The 18429-nt window shown below is 46.2% G+C and carries 12 protein-coding genes; 5 read left to right on the top strand and 7 right to left on the bottom strand.

What is annotated here, in order from left to right; all coding sequences use genetic code 11:
• Nucleotides 1-20: 20 nt before the first annotated feature.
• Entirely contained in the window at nucleotides 21-704 is a 684-nt protein-coding gene (locus ACFS25_RS06445) for a YMGG-like glycine zipper-containing protein (protein ID WP_381497754.1), read from the bottom strand.
• 363 nt (nucleotides 705-1067) lie between these two features.
• Here ACFS25_RS06445 and ACFS25_RS06440 point away from each other — a divergent pair, with 363 nt between their 5' ends.
• Nucleotides 1068-1565 carry a DinB family protein gene (locus ACFS25_RS06440; protein WP_381497752.1) on the top strand — a complete coding sequence of 166 codons (498 nt, stop codon included), beginning with the start codon at nucleotides 1068-1070 and terminating at the stop codon, nucleotides 1563-1565.
• 201 nt (nucleotides 1566-1766) lie between these two features.
• Here ACFS25_RS06440 and ACFS25_RS06435 read toward each other — a convergent pair whose 3' ends face one another.
• From ACFS25_RS06435 to ACFS25_RS06425, 3 genes are all read right to left on the bottom strand, one after another.
• Entirely contained in the window at nucleotides 1767-2909 is a 1143-nt protein-coding gene (locus ACFS25_RS06435) for a DEAD/DEAH box helicase (protein WP_381497750.1), read from the bottom strand.
• A gap of 815 nt (nucleotides 2910-3724) precedes the next feature.
• The gene (locus ACFS25_RS06430; RefSeq protein ID WP_381497748.1) at nucleotides 3725-4600 is read right to left on the bottom strand and encodes an N-acetylmuramoyl-L-alanine amidase-like domain-containing protein; all 876 of its coding nucleotides are present in this window, start codon (nucleotides 4598-4600) and stop codon (nucleotides 3725-3727) included.
• A gap of 63 nt (nucleotides 4601-4663) precedes the next feature.
• Nucleotides 4664-6379 (bottom strand): alpha-amylase family protein, encoded by a 1716-nt coding sequence (locus ACFS25_RS06425; protein ID WP_381497746.1) that lies wholly within the window; start codon nucleotides 6377-6379, stop codon nucleotides 4664-4666.
• A 151-nt stretch (nucleotides 6380-6530) separates the two neighbouring features.
• Here ACFS25_RS06425 and ACFS25_RS06420 point away from each other — a divergent pair, with 151 nt between their 5' ends.
• The 4 genes from ACFS25_RS06420 (at nucleotide 6531) to ACFS25_RS06405 (ending at nucleotide 11587) form a co-directional block, all read left to right on the top strand.
• The gene (locus ACFS25_RS06420; protein WP_381497744.1) at nucleotides 6531-8399 is read left to right on the top strand and encodes an alpha-amylase family glycosyl hydrolase; all 1869 of its coding nucleotides are present in this window, start codon (nucleotides 6531-6533) and stop codon (nucleotides 8397-8399) included.
• Between the two features lie 139 nt (nucleotides 8400-8538).
• Nucleotides 8539-9192 carry a beta-phosphoglucomutase gene (gene pgmB / locus ACFS25_RS06415; protein WP_381497742.1) on the top strand — a complete coding sequence of 218 codons (654 nt, stop codon included), beginning with the start codon at nucleotides 8539-8541 and terminating at the stop codon, nucleotides 9190-9192.
• Between the two features lie 162 nt (nucleotides 9193-9354).
• A complete protein-coding gene (locus tag ACFS25_RS06410) occupies nucleotides 9355-10947 on the top strand; it encodes a SulP family inorganic anion transporter (protein WP_381497740.1) in 1593 nt (530 codons plus the stop codon).
• Complete coding sequence (locus ACFS25_RS06405; protein WP_381497738.1) at nucleotides 10934-11587, top strand: carbonic anhydrase; 654 nt, start codon at nucleotides 10934-10936, stop codon at nucleotides 11585-11587. Before ACFS25_RS06410 ends, ACFS25_RS06405 begins: the two co-directional genes overlap by 14 nt.
• A gap of 22 nt (nucleotides 11588-11609) precedes the next feature.
• On the opposite strand, the gene ACFS25_RS06400 is transcribed toward ACFS25_RS06405, so the two are convergent.
• From ACFS25_RS06400 to ACFS25_RS06390, 3 genes are all read right to left on the bottom strand, one after another.
• Entirely contained in the window at nucleotides 11610-14141 is a 2532-nt protein-coding gene (locus ACFS25_RS06400; protein ID WP_381497736.1) for a DUF5686 family protein, read from the bottom strand.
• A gap of 350 nt (nucleotides 14142-14491) precedes the next feature.
• Nucleotides 14492-15208, bottom strand: a complete 717-nt coding sequence (locus ACFS25_RS06395; RefSeq protein WP_381497734.1) for a DUF4405 domain-containing protein — start codon at nucleotides 15206-15208, stop codon at nucleotides 14492-14494.
• A 280-nt stretch (nucleotides 15209-15488) separates the two neighbouring features.
• Nucleotides 15489-18293, bottom strand: a complete 2805-nt coding sequence (locus ACFS25_RS06390; RefSeq protein WP_381497731.1) for a TonB-dependent receptor domain-containing protein — start codon at nucleotides 18291-18293, stop codon at nucleotides 15489-15491.
• Nucleotides 18294-18429 lie beyond the last annotated feature (136 nt).

The raw sequence follows: 18429 nt of genomic DNA, 5'->3' as shown, positions 1-18429 counted from the left end.
CAAAAATACAATCGACTTGATTACCAGCTTTTTCGTCTGTATTCAGACATACCATACGGAGCGGATGGATTACCGTAGGTTTCATTTTGCAGATAGCCTGCGTTCATCATATACGAGGCTGTAGCGGGCTTGGCTCCAACCAGAGTTACTGGCTGAACAACATTTGGCTGAACAGCATTGCTTTCTTTATCCGGAGCCGATGCAATAACGGGTTTGTTGGCAACTTCTCTTGCCTGTTCGGCAGCCCTGGCTTCAGCTTCACGCTCGGCCATGGCTCGGTTAGCTGCGGCTATTCGTGCGGCTTCTTTGTTTTTGTTGTCTTTGTGTTTACCGATGGCATACCCAGCCGCCCCACCTGCTACACCACCAATTAGTCCGCCCACGGCGCGGTTCCGTCCGTTGATGATAGCCCCGGCAGCTCCGCCAACGCCAGCCCCGATAGCCGTACCCTTAGCCTGAGGACTCCAGCGTTTTTTGCCTTGCTTACCAATGGCATATCCGCCTGCTCCACCCAACACGCCACCGACTACACCGCCTACGGCGCGGTTTCGCTTATTGATAATGGCTCCTACAGCGGCACCGGTACCAGCACCGATAACGGCTCCTTTGGTTTGAGAAGCCCATGATTGTGCATGAATCACTGCCGAATGGCCAAGTATAATAGTCATTACAAGTAGTGTGGTCGTATTACGAATCGTTCTCATAGCGTCATTTTTTAGTGGGCAATATACTAAGTACGCCCTGTAATCAACTTAGCTTTTCAAGCTATTGTTCACTATCAGACTAATGTAAACCGACTTGGTTTAATTGACTAGCCAATTACATGCGGCCTGTTATTGTGTAAACGGTACTGACAGCATAGGTACCTCAGCACGTGTTTAATACCAGCCAATTAATTCAATAGATGAGTTCCATCAATTGAAATAGGGCATATGATTAGTAATCAACGCGGCATTTATACCCGTATCTACAACACACGAAAATCGTTGAATTTCTGTAAAACACTACTGACATAGGGCTGTCAGTGGGTGGCGTTTACTTTGTAGCATCAACCAAAATCAATTATTATGTCACGAGTTCAAAGGTTATTGAAGGAAATGCAGCAGGAAGCCCAGACCACTCATAAAATGCTCGAACGGGTTCCAGACGACAAATACGACTGGCAGCCGCACCCTAAAAGTATGACTATCCGCCAGTTGACAACCCATATTTCTGAATTGCCGACCTGGGTTACGATGGTACTGACAACTGATGAACTTGATTTTGCGAACAATCCCTACACGCCAATAAACGTCAATGGCACAGCGGAATTATTGGATTTGTTCGAGCGGTCTCTAGCCAATGGAGAATCGTCACTCAGCCAGGCAACAGATGAGCAACTGGAACCGATGTGGACTCTCCGTAATGGTGATCAGATTTACAATAAATCAACGAAAGGGGAATTCATTCGAATAACTTTTTCGCAGATTGTTCACCACCGGGCGCAGCTAGGCGTATTCTTGCGGTTACTAAATATTCCAATTCCGGGCAGCTACGGGCCCAGTGCCGACGAACTCGGTTTCTGAAGACTATTGACCTCTACTTTTAGTTTATAACCCAAAGAAGGCCGACAAGTTGTCAGCCTTCTTTGGGTTACTAGATGAGAACTTTCAATGCTTGATTTTCGCCCCAGTATGTAATAATGAATTAACTTTAAATATAATAACACAAAACTCGCGATAAGCGTCCAAAGAATCAGACAGATTTCAAGCAGATCGATTGACGAGCTAGTAACCCATTAAATCCAGTTCTGCCGTTTCGATAATCTCGACGCGCTTGCCCATCTTTTTCTGAATGATTTTAAAGTGATGTTCATCTTCCGGACAGATCAATGAAATCGCTTCACCTTCTGCTTCTGCCCGCCCAGTCCGACCGATGCGGTGAATGTAATCTTTTGGCGAGCGAGGCAATTCAAAATTGATGACGTGAGGCAACAGTTGAATATCAATGCCCCTGGATATAAGATCAGTAGCCACCAGGACAGCTAACTTTCCTGCTTTGAATTTAGTCAGGGCATCCGTTCGGGCACCCTGCGTTCGTCCGCTGTGAATGGCGGCTGCCTGAATACCATTTTTAGTCAACTTAACAACTACATTATCCGCACTCCGGGTAGAGGATACAAATACTAAAACCTGTTTCATTTGACCTGATTTGATCAAATAGCGCAGTAAAGGACCCTTTCGTTCAGCATCAACGCGGTAGGCAATCTGTTTAATCAAATCCAGATTTTGTTCCTCCTCAACAACTTCAATTTTTACTGGATTACGTAGCAACGATGCGTTAATGTCCTGAATGGCATCGCCCAGTGTCGCTGAAAACAGAATCGTCTGTCGGTTTCGGGGTAACCGGTCAAAAATCCGCTCCATTTCCTCCTCAAAACCAAGATCAAGCATTTTATCGGCTTCGTCCAGAACGAGGATGTCAACATCCGACAATTGCAAGGCATTGGCCGACATCAGGTCCAGCAATCGGCCCGGAGTGGCTACTACGATTTCGACATCCCGTAACCCCATCATTTGCGGATTGATGGATACCCCGCCATACACCGCTAATGTTTTTACCGGCCGGGGAAGTTTCGCGCTAAAAACTTGAAAAACATCGGCGACCTGAACAGCAAGTTCGCGGGTTGGCACCAGCACCAGGGCTTTCACAAATCTATTTCTGGCCGCCGGTTTCCGTTGAAACAATTCCAAAATTGGCAACACAAAGCTGGCAGTTTTACCAGAGCCTGTTTGGGCAATACCCAAAATATCTCTGCCTTGCAAAATGGCAGGTATGGCCTCTTGCTGAATAGGATACGGCTTTGTATAACTTTGTGCCGCTACGGCTTTTACCAGCGGCTTAGACAGCCCAAGTGATGAAAATGGCATACGAAGAATAATTTGCTATTATAGCCGAAGCTCAATTACAACCTAAGAAGGGGTTGATAAATGGTGGTAGTCAACACGATGAAACTACTGACTTTAGGCACTGATTGGGGTTTAATAAAACCTCAGTCAATGCCGACTTCAACAAAGAAGTTATATGGCCGAAGCAGCAGTAAATTATGAAGGTGGTGGCGACCCCGTATCCTATCTTCTCATAGTTGGAGAAGGTATACTTTATTTTTGTACGTCAAAGGTACATCCGGTCTACGCTAAATCTATTTTATCAGGTATTTCTATCAACTATCTTTCAAATAATTCAACTTAAATAGGATTAACCTTATAGCTATTTGCCCTAAGAACAGTATTAAATCAAGGCTAGATACAAATCTAAAATACTTACAATCAAACTCAGTAGCGTCAATAGCCCGTCAAAACGAAGATTTTAGGCAAAATAAAATAACAGGGCCGGAATGGACAAAAAGAAGAGTAAAATAAATAAAAAGAGAAATTGCCAGGTCCCTACATACGTAACGTGTCGGCTATTGCCTGCCACCAAATTCATTAATTCGTTTATCCAGTTGCGTATCATTCTATAAGGTGATAGCTAGTTATAAAGCGAAAATAGGCAATTGAGTGCTAAGACGGGTGTTATGAAATTATTACGTAAGCATAATAAATATACAAAAAGCTCATTGAACGAATAGGGGGTGTTTTACTAGTTAACAATGTAACACTTTTATTTCAATCAGCGCGGAATAGATAACAGCAAAGCTGCGTCTCTGGACATATGTGTTGGGAAGAAGGAGAATAAATCGGGGTTAGTTTCCCTGTACTATGGCTGTAGATAATACTCCTCCCTGCCGTAGACGTGCTACGCGAATACCTGACAGGCGTTTATGCCATAGCACATAATCACTGATCGGGTAAGGCGTTATAACGACCATACCCATGTCTGACGACGCGTGAAGAAGGTGCATCCGGCCATCAGGTTGCCGTACGGCTAGCCCCACATGTTTCATATCTAAGCCAGGCCGGGCAGTTATCAGCATTATAATGTCACCTTCGTGCAGTTGATCCTCCGCCTGCCGAATATTTTTTGCCGGGATAAACGAAAAAGACTGCTGACTCAGTGAAGCTTCAGTTAGGGCAACCTGATTGAATATAGCGGGGTCGCGTAGATGAGGATATTTGTACGTCGCCGTAGTCATATACGAAATTGGCTTGGCTACAGTGAGATTGCCGGGTAGTTCATGGCTAACATCCAAAAGAAGTCCTTTGCGTTCATTGTCGCGAAGCCAGTCGGAGAAGTAGTGTAAACGACTGGCGTAGCCATCAATTCGGCCCGTACGGTAGCGAAGTTTTGTCAGGTAGTTTCGAAACGTCTGTTCAGTAATCGCTGGATTCGGCTTGTCAGCCACGTCGTGCCAAGCAAGGGTAAGGGCCAGTACCGTTTCTAAGTAAGTCGTGCAATCAAACTCACGAAGATTAACAACCAACTGTTCCGTCGGATTTTGGTCGAGAGTGTGTGCAATATAAGGCTTACCTATAAACTGCTTGCCAATACTGACAGCCGTCTCTGCGGGTGCTTTACCACTCACAAGTGTTAGCGAATGCAGTTCGCTGGACGTAATAGCCTGTGCCTGGGTACCCAGTGATAAAAACAGAAGAAAAAGAGTAGTAAACAGTTTCGCCATAGATGGATAGATATTTTCGCGCCTTGTCTGTAAACGAATTAGGGCACAAATAGTCCCACAAATTTATGATTTAATTTCCAGCACCCGTACACTCCGGGGGGGCAGCAACAAGGGTACACCGGCTTGGCCAGCCGTATCTATTTGGGCGTTGGTTAGAAAAATATCGTTTAACTGGAAGCTTTGAGAATAATTAAATCCCATCGCATCGAACGCCGAAGGAGGAATATTAATCGTTGTATCGTAAGTAGTTTGCTGAGAAAAATTACAGACAATAAGCAGTTTCTGACGGTCAGTATAGCGTAGGTAACTGTATAGCTGATGAGCGTCGTAACCCACGCTTTGGCCATTGTCATTGGCGTATTGCAGGTCATAAAAATAGCCGTTTTGAATAGCGTCGGAACCGATAATCAGGTAATTCAACTGCTGATAGAACGCCCGCAAATTGCGCTGATCGTCGGTTAGGTCAGCTCCATCACACCAGCCCTTATTAAGCCAGCCCTGCCATTCAGTCAAACCCCAATAGTCGAATATAGTCGTTCGTCCATCATCGCCACTGAACCCTTCGGAACCCTCGGCCCGTACACCAATTTCCTGACCAAAATAAAGGAGAACCGGTCCGGTGTGCATAGTAGCCGCCAGTGTCATGGCTGGCACGGCTGCCCAGGGGTCATTAGCGAAAAACCGCGATGCAATGCGCTGTTCATCGTGGGTTTCCAGAAACCGAAGCATGTGTTGCGCAAAATCGCCGGACTCCTGCTGCCAGACACGTGTGAGATCGTAACAGGAGCCATGTCCCTCCATCAAACGCCGAACCGAATCGTATAACCCTACTTTATCGTATAGGTAATCAAAGCCACCTTCAAAAATAAACGACCGATATAAACCGGGGTCGTAAATTTCAGCAATGAAAATATGCCGGGGATACCGTTGCTTTACCCGGCTAATGGCCCATTGCCAAAACTCGACTGGTATCAGGTGGGCCATGTCGCACCGAAAGCCATCTACGCCTTTGTCAGCCCAGAACAACAGGATATCCAGCATTCGATACCAGGTAGCAGGAGTAGGATCGAAGTGGTGGCTCCCGTCGAAAATATTTATACCGTAGTTGAGCTTAACCGTTTCGTACCAGTCGTTAATGTCGGGCGTGGCCGTAATTGAGCCGCTGCCGGTTACTTTAGCGGGAAACTCATGCAGCGTACCCGATTGCAACGTGTTATCGGGAGCGACAAAGGTTTGCCCCGGCAGATAATAAAAATTATTGTTCGGCGAAAACTCTACCGTCGTGTCGTCATTCTGCCCCAGATCGGCAACGCCACTCGGTTTGGCGTCAGACTGATACTGCCGAGCAACGTGATTGGGTACAAAATCAATGATAACTTTCAAGCCCTGGGCGTGGGTTCGCTGTAAAAGTGCATCGAACTCGGCCATGCGGTCAGACACATTTACGGCCAGATCGGGGTCAACGTCGTAATAATCTTTAACGGCATAGGGCGAACCAGCACGACCTTTCACCACTGCGGGATCGTCGGGGCGGATACCGTTGGCCGAATAATCCGTTTGAGTAGCGTGTTCTATAATACCCGTAAACCAAATATGCGAGGCTCCAAACTGTCGAATGGCTTGCAGAGCCGCATTGTTGATGTCGTTGAATTTACCAACCCCGTTTTCGTCGCGGCTACCGTTCTGACGATTTGTCGTTATCTGGTTGCCAAAAAGACGTGTAAAAATCTGATAGATAATCAGTTTATCCATCACCGGCACAACGGATGTAATATGCATATGGGTAGATCGATTCGGGGTATGGCAGCCTGTTAAGTAACTGACGCAAAACTATGGCCTTTTTTGGCGAAAATGCTGGATTATTTTTGCGTTATTGTTGCATTATTCTGGGTCTAAACCAGAACTTATTACGTTTGTATCTGAGTAATCTATGAAACGAATCATTTTTTTTTTAGTGACCTTACTATCAACGGTTGTTCTTCCAACCTTTGCACAGACGGTCCAGATTCAGCGAGTCAATCCCACAAATTGGTGGATCGGCATGAAAAACCCGAATATCCAATTGTTAGTCTATGGTCCCAATGCCGGAACGCTAACGTATACAATCAGCTATGCAGGGGTGAAGTTGGTAAAGGCCCATACCGTCGAAAACCCGAACTACGCCTTTCTGGATTTAACCATTTCACCGACTGCAAAACCCGGCACTATTCAACTTGTGGGTAAGCGCGGGAATCAGACAATCACCCAGCCCTATGACTTAAAAGCCCGCGATGGGTTGCCAAAGGGACAGGGTGTTACGTCGGCTGACTTTATTTATCTGGCCATGCCCGACCGCTTTGCCAACGGCGACCCAACGAACGATAAATTCGCAGATATGGCCGATCCTAACGCCGACCGGACCAATCCGTTTTACCGGCATGGAGGGGATTTAATGGGGGGCGCACAACACCTTGATTACCTAAAAGATCTTGGTGCAACAGCCATTTGGTTTACACCCGTATTGGAGAATAATCAACCGCTTACGAATGAGGGTGGGGTGATGCGCTCGGCCTATCACGGCTACGGATTTACGGACCAATACGCTGTGGATAAGCGGTTTGGTGGTAATGAGGCTTATAAATCGTTCGTCAAAAAAGCCCATGCCACTGGCTTGAAAGTCGTGCAGGACGCGGTCTATAATCACGTCGGTATTAACCACTGGTTTATTAAGGACATGCCTAGCAAAGATTGGGTGCACCAATGGCCAACATATACCAATACGTCTTACAAACAGCAACCCATTACAGACCCGCATGCGTCCGAAATTGACCGTAATGTTACGGTCAATGGCTGGTTTGTACCGTTCCTGCCCGACCTGAATCAGAATAATCCCTACCTGGCCAATTTTCTGATCCAGCATGCCATCTGGACGGTCGAAAATTTTGGCATTGATGCCTGGCGTGTAGATACGTATCTATACAATGACATGCCGTTTATGAATCGCTGTAATCAGGCATTGATGGATGAATATCCGAAGATTCACATCTTCGGCGAATCGTCGGTAAATAACGTTGTGGATCAGTCTTACTACGTCCGGAATAAAATTGATTTTCCGTTTAAATCGAACCAGCCGGGTGGCCTTGACTTTGTCGTTTATAATGCCATTACCAACAACGCACTTAAACAAAAGAACAACGACGCATTTCCACTCTACGAAACGCTGGCGCAGGATGTTGTTTACCAAGACCCAACCAAGTTGGTTACGTTCCTGGATAACCACGATACCGACCGCTATTTGTCTGTAATTGGTGACGATTTCGAGAAATATAAAATCGGACTCACGTGGCTGTTGACAACTCGGGGTATTCCGTCAATGTACTACGGAACAGAGATTTTGATGAAGAATTTTAAAGATCCATCCGATGCCGAAGTCCGTCGTGATTTTCCGGGTGGTTTCCCCGGCGACAAAGAAAATAAATTTGAAGCCGCCGGGCGCAACGACCGCGAAAACGAAGCCTTTCAGTTTGTGCGCAAGTTGGCTACCTACCGGCGCGACAACCCCGTGATGCATTCAGGAAAACTCATGCAATATCTGCCGCAAGAAGGTATATACGTGTATTTTCGCTACGATGGCAGCAAAACAGTAATGATTGCGACCAACACCAGCGATAAAGAAGTTTCATGTGATACAACCCGCTTTGCCGAACGAATGAAAGGCTTCACATCAGCCAGAAATGTATTAACCGACGCAACATTGACCGATTTAAAACTAGTGAAACTACCAGCTAAAACAGCCCTGGTACTGGAGTTAGGGAAATAATCTATAGTACGCATAGGAAATATATTGTTGGTAGGAAACTCCCGCTCTGGTTCTGAGGTCTGTACTCTACAGACCTCTTTTTTTATCCTGAAACCTAATCCAAAACCTGTACTTTTACCATTCGACAACCTGAATTAATATGCCTATTAAAGCCTTTCTTTTCGATCTCGACGGTGTTATTGTAGACACGGCTATTTACCATTATCAAGCCTGGCGACGGCTCGCCAATGAACTTGGCTTCGACATTTCGGAGCAATTTAATGAGCGTCTTAAAGGCGTTAGCCGGATGGAATCTTTAGATATTATTCTGGCCCAGGGTGGCATAACGCTGCCTGATGACAAAAAAAACGACTTAGCCGCCCAGAAAAATGGCTGGTATCTGGAACTCGTCAGCCGCATGACTTCAGATGATATTCTGCCGGGTGTAGCAACCTTTTTCTCGCAGGTCCGCAAAGCCGGACTGAAAACAGCACTCGGCTCAGTCAGCAAAAACGCCCCTCTTATTCTGGAGCGTATCGGTATGACTAACGCTTTTGATGCAATCATCGATGGCACAAAAATCAGCAAAGGCAAACCCGACCCAGAGGTGTTTCTCAAAGGAGCCGCCGAACTGGAGGTTAGTCCGGCAGAATGCGTTGTATTTGAAGATGCTGTAGCAGGCGTTGAAGCAGGAAAACGGGGCGGTATGTTTGTGGTTGGTCTTGGTTCACCCGATATGCTCATACAAGCCGATTTGGTGGCCCCTTCACTGGCGGCCCTAACCGTGGAAGAAGTACTGAAAAAGAGCGAATAAGTTCACATAAGGGTTTTAATCTTTTTTTAATCTGACTTAACTTTGTAGCTTACGTGAGTGTGTTTTAAACGTTACGTTGTTGAGCTGGTGTATGTTATAACTGATTACCGTTTTACCGGTGTCAGTATATAAATAGGTTAACGACGCAAATTCACTCAGCAAATGCTATCCAGTAATCCTCTTCAACCACTGACTCACTACCGTAAGGCTTATTTGTCAAGCGATTTAACCGCTGGTTTATCCGTCTATCTGGCGTCGCTGCCCCTATGTCTGGGAATTGCGCTGGCGTCGGGTGCACCTTCAATATCCGGCTTGATAGCGGGTATTATCGGTGGTATTATTGTTGGTGCGTTGTCTGGTTCAGAAGTCAGCGTAAGTGGCCCTGCGGCTGGACTGGCCGTCATCGTGCTCGACTCAATCCGAACGATAGGGTCTTATGAGGCTTTTCTGGTGGCTGTTATTCTGGCTGGACTCATTCAGGTCGTTATGGGGTTGCTGAAAGCCGGGCGACTCAGCAGTTTTTTTCCGAATTCGGTCATTCGGGGTATGCTGGTTGGTATTGGACTTGTTATTATTCTGAAGCAAATTCCGCACGCCTTGGGTCGGGACAACGATTTCGAAGGTGAGTTCGAATTCGGGCAGTTTGCGGATCGGGAGAATACGCTTACCGAAATTTACCAATCTTTTGTAACGCCTAATATCGGTGCGGTAATTATCAGCTTGGTTTCACTCTGCATTCTGATTTACTGGGACCGGGTAGCCGCAAAAAAACGTCGGTTTTACAAATTCCTGCCTGCCGCCCTAGCTGTGGTACTGGTTGGTGTTGGGCTAAATTATCTATTCAAACAATACATGCCGGACTGGTATTTGGGAGACTCCAGTGGCCATATGGTTCGAATTCCCCTTGTCTCAGCCGATAAAGGGTTTCTGTCGATCATCAACCTGCCCGATTTCTCGGTTCTGGCCAACCCTCGAATCTATGTTATTGCCATTACCATTGCGCTGGTAGCCAGCCTGGAATCGCTGCTCAACATTGAAGCCTCCGAGCGCATCGACCCGCTTCGGCGTATCCCATCGTCCAACCAGGAGTTACTGGCGCAGGGCGTAGGCAATATCCTATCGGGTATGATTGGTGGTTTGCCTGTTACATCGGTTGTGGTCCGCACATCCGCTAATGTAATGAGTGGTGCCAAATCGCGGCTGTCTACCATAATTAACGGGGTATTGTTGTTTCTGTCCTTGTTTCTGGCCGGATCGGTACTCAACCACATACCCTTATCATGTCTGGCTGCTTTATTAATTGTGATAGGCTATAAACTGACCCAGCCGCGTATTATCAGGGGCATTTATCAGGAAGGAGCCAACCAGTTTATCCCCTTTATCGTTACCGTGTTAAGCATTATTTTCACCAACCTGCTCATTGGCATTGCTATTGGGGCCGCGGTTGGACTACTATTTGTTCTGTATACGAATTCGCAGTCGTCATTTCGCGTCATTCGTGAGGGGCATAACGTGCTGGTGAAGTTTCAGCGGGACATGTATTTTTTGAGCAAGCCTCAACTCAAAGAAACATTATTATCCCTCAAACGGGGTGATTCTGTGTTGATTGATGGCCGGTATGCCACCTTTATTGACAACGACATTTATACTTTTCTGATCGACTTCGAACAAACCGCCAAAACGATGGGTGTCAGTTACGAACTCCGTCAGGTAGCCCAACGTAAACGCATTGCTCCAACCTATGCTCCCATTTGAACGATTATTGTTAATGAACAAAGCCTGGGTTCAGGATCGGATCGAATTCAGCGATGACTATTTCGATACGTTATCAACCGATCAGAAGCCAGATTTTTTATGGATCGGCTGTTCCGACAGTCGGGTTTCAGCCGAACAGATTACCGGGGCTGATCCCGGCGAAATGTTTGTACACCGCAACATTGCCAATATGGTCGTTCCCGGTGATCTGAACGTTTTGAGCGTTGTGCAGTATGCAGTTGAAGTGCTTAAAGTTCAGCACGTTATCGTTTGTGGACATTATGAATGCGGGGGCGTAAAAGCGGCAATGGCGGGTAAAAAACTGGGCCTTATTGATCAGTGGCTCGTTAACATCAGCCAGGTTCAAGCTAAATACCAAGCCGAATTGGACCAGATTCCGAATGATCACAACCGTTTCGATCGACTGGTTGAGCTAAATGTGCAAGAGCAGATTCATAACCTAGCCGAAACGGCCAGCGTACGTACCATGTGGGCCAATCACCAGATCCCGAGTTTGCACGGTTGGGTCTTTAACCTTCGCACAGGCTTAATCAATGAAGTTGTGAAGTTAGAGCCACCTGTCAGTGTTGTGACTTCGACGGGGATAAAGGCTACCATTCCGGTAAAATCCAGCCATTAGTAGTTATTGAGATAGACTCATTTCAGAACGATACCCATCCCGATAGTTTGATGGCAAAGGGTGTAACGGGAATACCCGTTCGCCCGATGTTATCGCGGTAGGTGAGCCGATGAATGGCATCAACACGAAGCACTTTGAAGATATTGTCGATTCCATAACCGACTTCAATATAGGGCGTTCGGGTTAATGAACTAAACCCTTCAACCGTTTGCCCCGCATCATTAACCGCTGGAATAACAGCTAAATTATCTGACGAGACACTACCCGCAAGCACTTTTGCCGTAATTAACTCGTGCCATTTAAGCCGCTGAAGGCCAGGAATCCGGTTGAATAGCAATCCACCAAAATTGTGTTCGAATTGTACTGTAGCCCAACGGTCGCAGATAAACTCGAAATAATTCATCAGGTTATAGGCATTGCCAACATAAAAAGACGATTCGTTACCCAACGGGCTGTATAACAACGGATAGGGAACCGTAGATGGAATTATACCCGCGCCAACGCTGTAATAGGTTCTGCCCAGAACGCCCATCCGGAAGGAATGCTTCATGGTCAGGGCGATCCGCTGGTAAGTGAAATCACTACCAAGCACATTGCGTAGGCCAAGTGTATAACGTAGTGTATAAATCGGTTTACGAATGGCGCCGGCACTAACCCGCACATTGTCGTTTTGCAGCATGACTTCATCAGGCGCAAACCGTGTTTCTGAAATTAGCTCCGTTATCTGGTATTTGCTCCGAAGCGTCTGGTCAGGGTCTTTTGTTTGCGGCTGGAACGCAAAGGGGAATAACGGCTCGAAACTACGGTTACGCAGGGCCACTGTCTGCGTAAAACCCCGGCCCATTTCGCGTCGGAAATAAGCTAGCTTTTCTTCCTGAAAATAAGGTCGTCGGATGGTACCGAAACGCGAGTAAGCGGCAAACAGAGAATTATTTCCGATGTTATCAGCCGATACCCCAACACGCTCTAAATCATACGTTTGCCGAACACCAATGACTGTCCAGGGCTTACGGCTGAGGATATATTCAATATTAGCACTGTATTTAAACTTCTGGTCCAGAGTGCCGTAGGCCAGGTAGCCGCTCAAGAGCCATTTACGACTGAAACCTGTGTTTGTACGTAAACCAAGTCGAAACCGATGGCCTTCAACGGTGTTGCTGGCATATGAGTACAAGAGCGGACCCAAGTCAACGTTCCATTTTCCCAGCGGTTTGTAGCCCAATACACCAAGTTTTATAATTTCACCGGCTACTTTTATAAAAGGCACATTTCGCACCGAATCGACCACCTGCATAGCCCGCCACTCGCTGGGCGAGAGAGAAGTTGGCCGTACACGTTGCCAGAAGGCAGCATCTGCTTCCCGATAATCGTCGGCCAGTTCAATCGAAGGATCATAAAAACCAACGTCTTTAGGCTTATTTTCGATAATATTAGTGGATGCCGTAAAAAAGCGGATCAAAGCCCCTGGTGCGCGGGGCGTTGGTTCATCAGTATCAATGGTCACCTGCGTTTGGGTTGGAAAACGGACACCCGACACCGTTGTTTCCCAATCCTGTTCGATATGCAGCTCATCTACAAAGTTAATATTGGCCCGCTTATCGACTCGGGCGTCTATTTGCGCCAACGCCATTCGAAGCGTATCGACCAAAACTGTTCCGGCAAAGGCCAGATCGCTGGCTCGCTTTGGCGTAAATTCGATAGCGTAACAAACCGCATTATTGAGGATAACCGTATCTTTTAGTCTGAATCTATAAACGGTCTCCCATTGTTTACCCAGTGGCGAGGGAATGTCTTTTTGCAGAATACTGAGGGAATTGCGGTAAAAATTGTACTGTTGAAACGACGCGCCCGTCAGTTGGGCAATTAGCCCACCGTCGCTGACACCCACGCCCGTTACGTGCGACTTTAGAACGTGTTCTTTAACTTTGTCGGGGTTAATGCGGGCGTAAAAAGTAGAAACCGTTTCGGAGATAAATACGGGTACGGCGGCTTGTCCGTTCTCATCTGTGATGGCCGGAAGCCTGCCCAACAGCCGACTGATCGGCCCCGGTCGTTTGTTGTTTTTTCGCTTCTGAGCGAAGTTATTGATGTAGCCTTCAATCTTGGTATAACTCTCGTACTGGTAAGCTGATAACCGTGCCGGGTTGAATTGATCGCTCCGACGAACCGCTTCACGCATAATGCGATAGGCCGGGTCGCCCCCTTTGGCATAGACTTTTACCTCTTTCAATTTCGTGGCTGTAGCCGTCAGCTGAACGTTTATGGTTTGGGTAGTTTTTGGCAAGATGGTATAAGATCCTGTGCGATAGCCTAAACTAAGGACCAGTAACGAATCAGATAGCTGAGTTATACGAAGCGAATACCGGCCATCCACATCAGAGGTAGTACCCGCTATTTTGCCTTTTACAGCAATACTTGCAAACGGTATGCCTTCGCCCGTAGCTGCGTCTGTTACTCGACCCGAAACGGTATACATTAGCTGGCCTGCTGCCGGAAACGACAAGCCAATCAGTAGTAAGCTATAGACAATCGTAATTTGTACTAATTGCTTCATTCAATCATCAGGTAGTAGGCATTGATTCAATCAATCCAAAGATAGTCAATTGAGTTTACTAGTTAGCGTAAAATCGAAAACTACGCTAATCAGGCGTCAGGTAGCTAGAAATAAGTGTAAGTGATTGTATAAGGAAAGCGGAATGAAAGGGAAAACAATATCAACCAGCAAACAGCGGATAGGTATGTATTATGTCAGCTAATACGTTGGCTACATCCATTTCGTTGCAGTGTAACGGACGAGCTCTATACCAAAGCAAGTTCGCCAGATGGTTGACGAACTTGCTTTACTGACTTGTATGGAGGTAGCTCAATTGGTAAGCTGGTGTTCAAATTGATTATCGTTACTAGTTACTGAACTGCCGGATACGCTCGCTGAGCCGCGACAATTAGCCACTTCTTATCCTGCTCTTTTAGCAAATGCATATAAACCGACGGCGTGGCTGATGTTGAATTTGTGGAGGTGCCATGAACCACAATCAGGTGGTCGTCAATTGCTTCAGCACGGTCAACTTTAGCAGTAACGACTTCACTAACCGACCGTTTCAAAATGTTCTTCTGCATATCTGAACCGCTCAAAATTGTTCCAGCTTCGGTTAGTAGTGCCGTTTTAATTGGCATTACAGTTGCCAACGCTGCGGTATCTCCTTTACTATAGGCACTGGCATAGGCAGTTTCAACAGCGTGAGCAATCGAATCGACGGTGGTTTGCGACATTGGCCCACCACGAGGTTTGTCTCCTCGCACCAGGTTCTTGCCAGCATTGGCTAATTTGCTAAAGACAGGTAAGTCGAACCCAATACCGGCGGCAAAAATGATGACTATGATAGCCGGAATAATAAATTCTTTTCGAACACCACCCGTACGGCGATCTTTGGTATAACCTGTTATTGACGACCAGTTATTAACAATGTGAAACACAGCCGCTGCCACAAACATGACACCAAACCAAGCGTGGGTATGGTCAATTATGTGCGAACCTTGTCCGAAGTAAATTAAGAGACCCGTAGTAGCCAACACAAGAAACACGACTGCAATAGAAAGGCTAACTAAATTTTTTGATTTCATAATACAAGTAAGACGTAATGATGGGGTATTCTTTTCGATTTATTCTTCTGAACAGTTGGGCTTTTTGAGATAGTAAATCTCGTTACCCATACGTAGCAAAGTACGGTAAAAATTAATCTGGTTTAATTTAAAGAAGTTGGTTTTCGATTAAAATAAAATCTGACTGCCCTGAAAAAGAAATCCCTCCTGCAAAGCAAGAGGGATTGATCACCAACCTAATCTAATTATTATTGACTTCGATACCTAATTGATTCTAACATCTATCAGGATTCTATTACGATTACCGGGGTCGTCCACCGCCACCAGTTCGCCCACCACCAGCTGGAGTTGTTGTTGCTGGCTGTTGTTGCTGATCACCACCGCCTTCACCTTTCTGGTCATCATTTTCAATAGACTTCCGGCGTTTTTGTGGAGCGTCGAAACTCATTTTGCCAATTTTGTAGGTGAATGTCAACCGAAGACCTGCGTTATAATAGCTCGTTTTACTCGTTTGTGTCAGGATGGGCGAGGACAGTTCAGCATGTTGTGTGAACGGGTGGTTAAAGATGTTCTCGGCAGCAAGTCCTAAGCTTGATTTCTTGTTATTGAACTCTTTCCGTACCCCAAGACTGTAGAAATACATTGCGCTCTGATAGCCCTGCAATTGTACTTGTTTTCCCCGTCCTCCACCGAAGAGTTGAAAACCCCATCCATTAGCAAGCGACATGCTGCTCATAATACGACCACCAATAACCAATCCTGAATTTGAAGCCGAATAAATTGGGTTAGCATTGTTGTTGGTCAGACTAACGTGGTAGAGGTCGAGCCCGCCACCGAGTTGTAGCTTGCCAAACAGAGTTCCGTTACCAAATAAGTTCAATCCGTAGGCATCTTCATGACCTACGTTCTGATAGGTGGTCTGGATTACCTGCTGAAATACCTGATTGATCGGATCACCAACCGACTGGCTTGTTACGTCGCGAACAGCCGTAATTTCGCCATTCGTTCGCCGACCAAATAGGGATGCGTTCAGATATAATCCTTTGATGTTCGCGCTGGTGCTGAATTCAATATTGTCGGTGAACTCAGGTGACAGCAATGGATTACCCCGTGTAATGTTGGTTGGGTTAGATGAGTTAACGTTCGGATTAAGAAACTGAATACCAGGCCGTTGAATACGACGATTGTAGGCTAGTTTAATAATCTTACCGCCCTTCAGGCTCTTCGACACATTGATGCTTGGCACAAGCGTACCATAGTCAGGAATGTTTGTCGCTGTTCCCGCCGATTCATTGCTAAACCGGGCATCAATAAATGTGTATTCGTAGCGCGCTCCGGCTTTAACGGTATACTTATTCTTGGTTGTCAGAGTATATGACAGGTAGGAAGCACCTATGTTTTGGTTATAAAACAGTGTGTTGGCTGGGCGGCTATTATCATTTACGAAATCACCCGTATCTCCGTTCGCAAGGTAGTATTGATAGTCACTGTTAGCTTTTCGGAAAATACCTTTTACGCCAAACTCAAGTATTTGATTAGTTTTAATAGGGGTCTGATAGTCGATCTGCAGAGTAGACTCCTGGTTATAACTGAGGTTGTCATTTCTAATTTTGGACGTAATGGTCTGGAAGTCAGTTCCGCCCAGGATGTCAGATACAAAGTTATTCGTGCGGTTATTCCGGCTAAACAGGGCCAGTATACTAAACTCCTGCTGAGGTTTATAGATTTTGGTATATGTTACGTTCGCATCCACCGTTCCCGACAGATCACTGGTCTTCACATTACGGTCGCTGATGGTTGGGAAATAGCTGGTAGGCGCGGTCGTCTGGGTTAGCAAGTTATATTGATTCGCCGTACCGTTGCGGGCACCATAGCGAATGCTCGCTGTGAGTGAGGTTCTTTTGTCGATGTCATAATCCCATCCTAACTGATAGTTCCCAAACAAGCGTTGGCTTAGTGTATTGGCTGTTTGGATGGTTCGGGTACTGGCCGAGTAGGTATTGGTTGCCTGATCGTAATTGCGGGTGGTCTGGTCGTTGGCAAATGCTCCTTTCACATTGTATTCAGCGCGTCCGAAGCCACTAAGCGAAAAGCCCATTTTGCCGGTGCGGTAATTACCGTTCAGGCCCAGGTTACTGCCCCGGTTGCCTGCGCCCCCATTAATATCGAACGTGGTACCTTGCAACGTAGTTTTCTTGGTAACGATATTGATAATACCAGCCGAGCCCTCTGCATCGTACTTAGCTGATGGCGAGGTAATTACCTCTACAGTCTTAATCATGTCGGCTGGAATCTGCTTTAAGGCATCAGCAACACTACTGGCAACAATTGTCGAGGGCTTATTATTTATCAATACCGTAACATTGGCACTTCCGCGTAAACTAACGTTACCATCCAAATCAACAGACAGCATCGGTACCTTGCGAAGAATATCACCTGCATCGCCCCCTTTTGCAGCAATATCTCTGTCAGCGTTATAAACCAGCCGATCTACTTTTTCTTCAATCATGGCGGCTTGGCCTACCACATTTACTTCCTTGAGTGTTCGAACATCGGCTGCAAGTTTGATCGTTCCGAGGTTTATATCGCTTCCACGATCGATAGTAATTATATTGGTTCGTTTGTCTTTATATCCAATAAATGAATACTGAAGCCGGTATTTACCCGGTGCCAGTTTGCCAAGTGTAAACTTGCCTTTGGCATCAGCCGTTGTCCCGTCAATTGGTTTGTTGGTAGCCGTATTGAGCAAGGCGATAGTAGCAAACTCAACGGGTTTATTGTTTGTAGAGTCAATTAAGGAACCACTAATCTTGCCATTTCCGCGGGCAATTGGTTCAGCTTCAGACGTTGTGGGTGCTGTCTGTGGCTGTACGCCAGTAGGACCGCCAATACTGGTCGGTGTAGAACCGGCAGGTGCCGTAAAATTGTCGGGAGGAGTATTCGTTGGAGTTTTTCCAAAAGGATCGGGCACTGAGTCCGCCGGAGCAGTAACATTACTCGACGGTGTCGTTAATGTTCCGCTGGTAGGCGTACTCGGTACAGTAGGGTTTTGGGCAAACGATGTAGTCGCACTAACGATGAGTAGAACTAGTAGCAGGGCTTTCATGACATTTTTGGATTAATAATTCAAAGGTGATACCATATATGTTTAGCCGAAAAACATTCTGGCTGAATGCCGTTTTTTAGGTGTCGAAAGCAAAAAAAAGCCCGGTGAAGAATAAACTGACTGAGAGATTTTTAGG

This window comes from Spirosoma flavum, from assembly GCF_042686045.1.
GTDB lineage: Bacteria > Bacteroidota > Bacteroidia > Cytophagales > Spirosomataceae > Spirosoma > Spirosoma flavum.
The sequence above is the reverse complement of the archived record's forward strand: the minus strand, read 5'-3'. Positions and strand labels throughout refer to the sequence as shown.

Excerpts from the sequence above, each read along its gene's own strand:
- ACFS25_RS06390 (WP_381497731.1), bottom strand. The coding sequence starts at position 18,293 with ATGAAAGCCCTGCTACTAGTTCTACTCATCGTTAGTGCGACTACATCG.
- ACFS25_RS06400 (WP_381497736.1), bottom strand. The coding sequence starts at position 14,141 with ATGAAGCAATTAGTACAAATTACGATTGTCTATAGCTTACTACTGATT.
- ACFS25_RS06430 (WP_381497748.1), bottom strand. The coding sequence starts at position 4,600 with ATGGCGAAACTGTTTACTACTCTTTTTCTTCTGTTTTTATCACTGGGT.
- ACFS25_RS06445 (WP_381497754.1), bottom strand. The coding sequence starts at position 704 with ATGAGAACGATTCGTAATACGACCACACTACTTGTAATGACTATTATA.
- ACFS25_RS06405 (WP_381497738.1), top strand. The coding sequence starts at position 10,934 with ATGCTCCCATTTGAACGATTATTGTTAATGAACAAAGCCTGGGTTCAG.
- ACFS25_RS06420 (WP_381497744.1), top strand. The coding sequence starts at position 6,531 with ATGAAACGAATCATTTTTTTTTTAGTGACCTTACTATCAACGGTTGTT.
- ACFS25_RS06395 (WP_381497734.1), bottom strand. The coding sequence starts at position 15,208 with ATGAAATCAAAAAATTTAGTTAGCCTTTCTATTGCAGTCGTGTTTCTT.
- ACFS25_RS06425 (WP_381497746.1), bottom strand. The coding sequence starts at position 6,379 with ATGCATATTACATCCGTTGTGCCGGTGATGGATAAACTGATTATCTAT.
- pgmB (WP_381497742.1), top strand. The coding sequence starts at position 8,539 with ATGCCTATTAAAGCCTTTCTTTTCGATCTCGACGGTGTTATTGTAGAC.
- ACFS25_RS06440 (WP_381497752.1), top strand. The coding sequence starts at position 1,068 with ATGTCACGAGTTCAAAGGTTATTGAAGGAAATGCAGCAGGAAGCCCAG.
- ACFS25_RS06435 (WP_381497750.1), bottom strand. The coding sequence starts at position 2,909 with ATGCCATTTTCATCACTTGGGCTGTCTAAGCCGCTGGTAAAAGCCGTA.
- ACFS25_RS06410 (WP_381497740.1), top strand. The coding sequence starts at position 9,355 with ATGCTATCCAGTAATCCTCTTCAACCACTGACTCACTACCGTAAGGCT.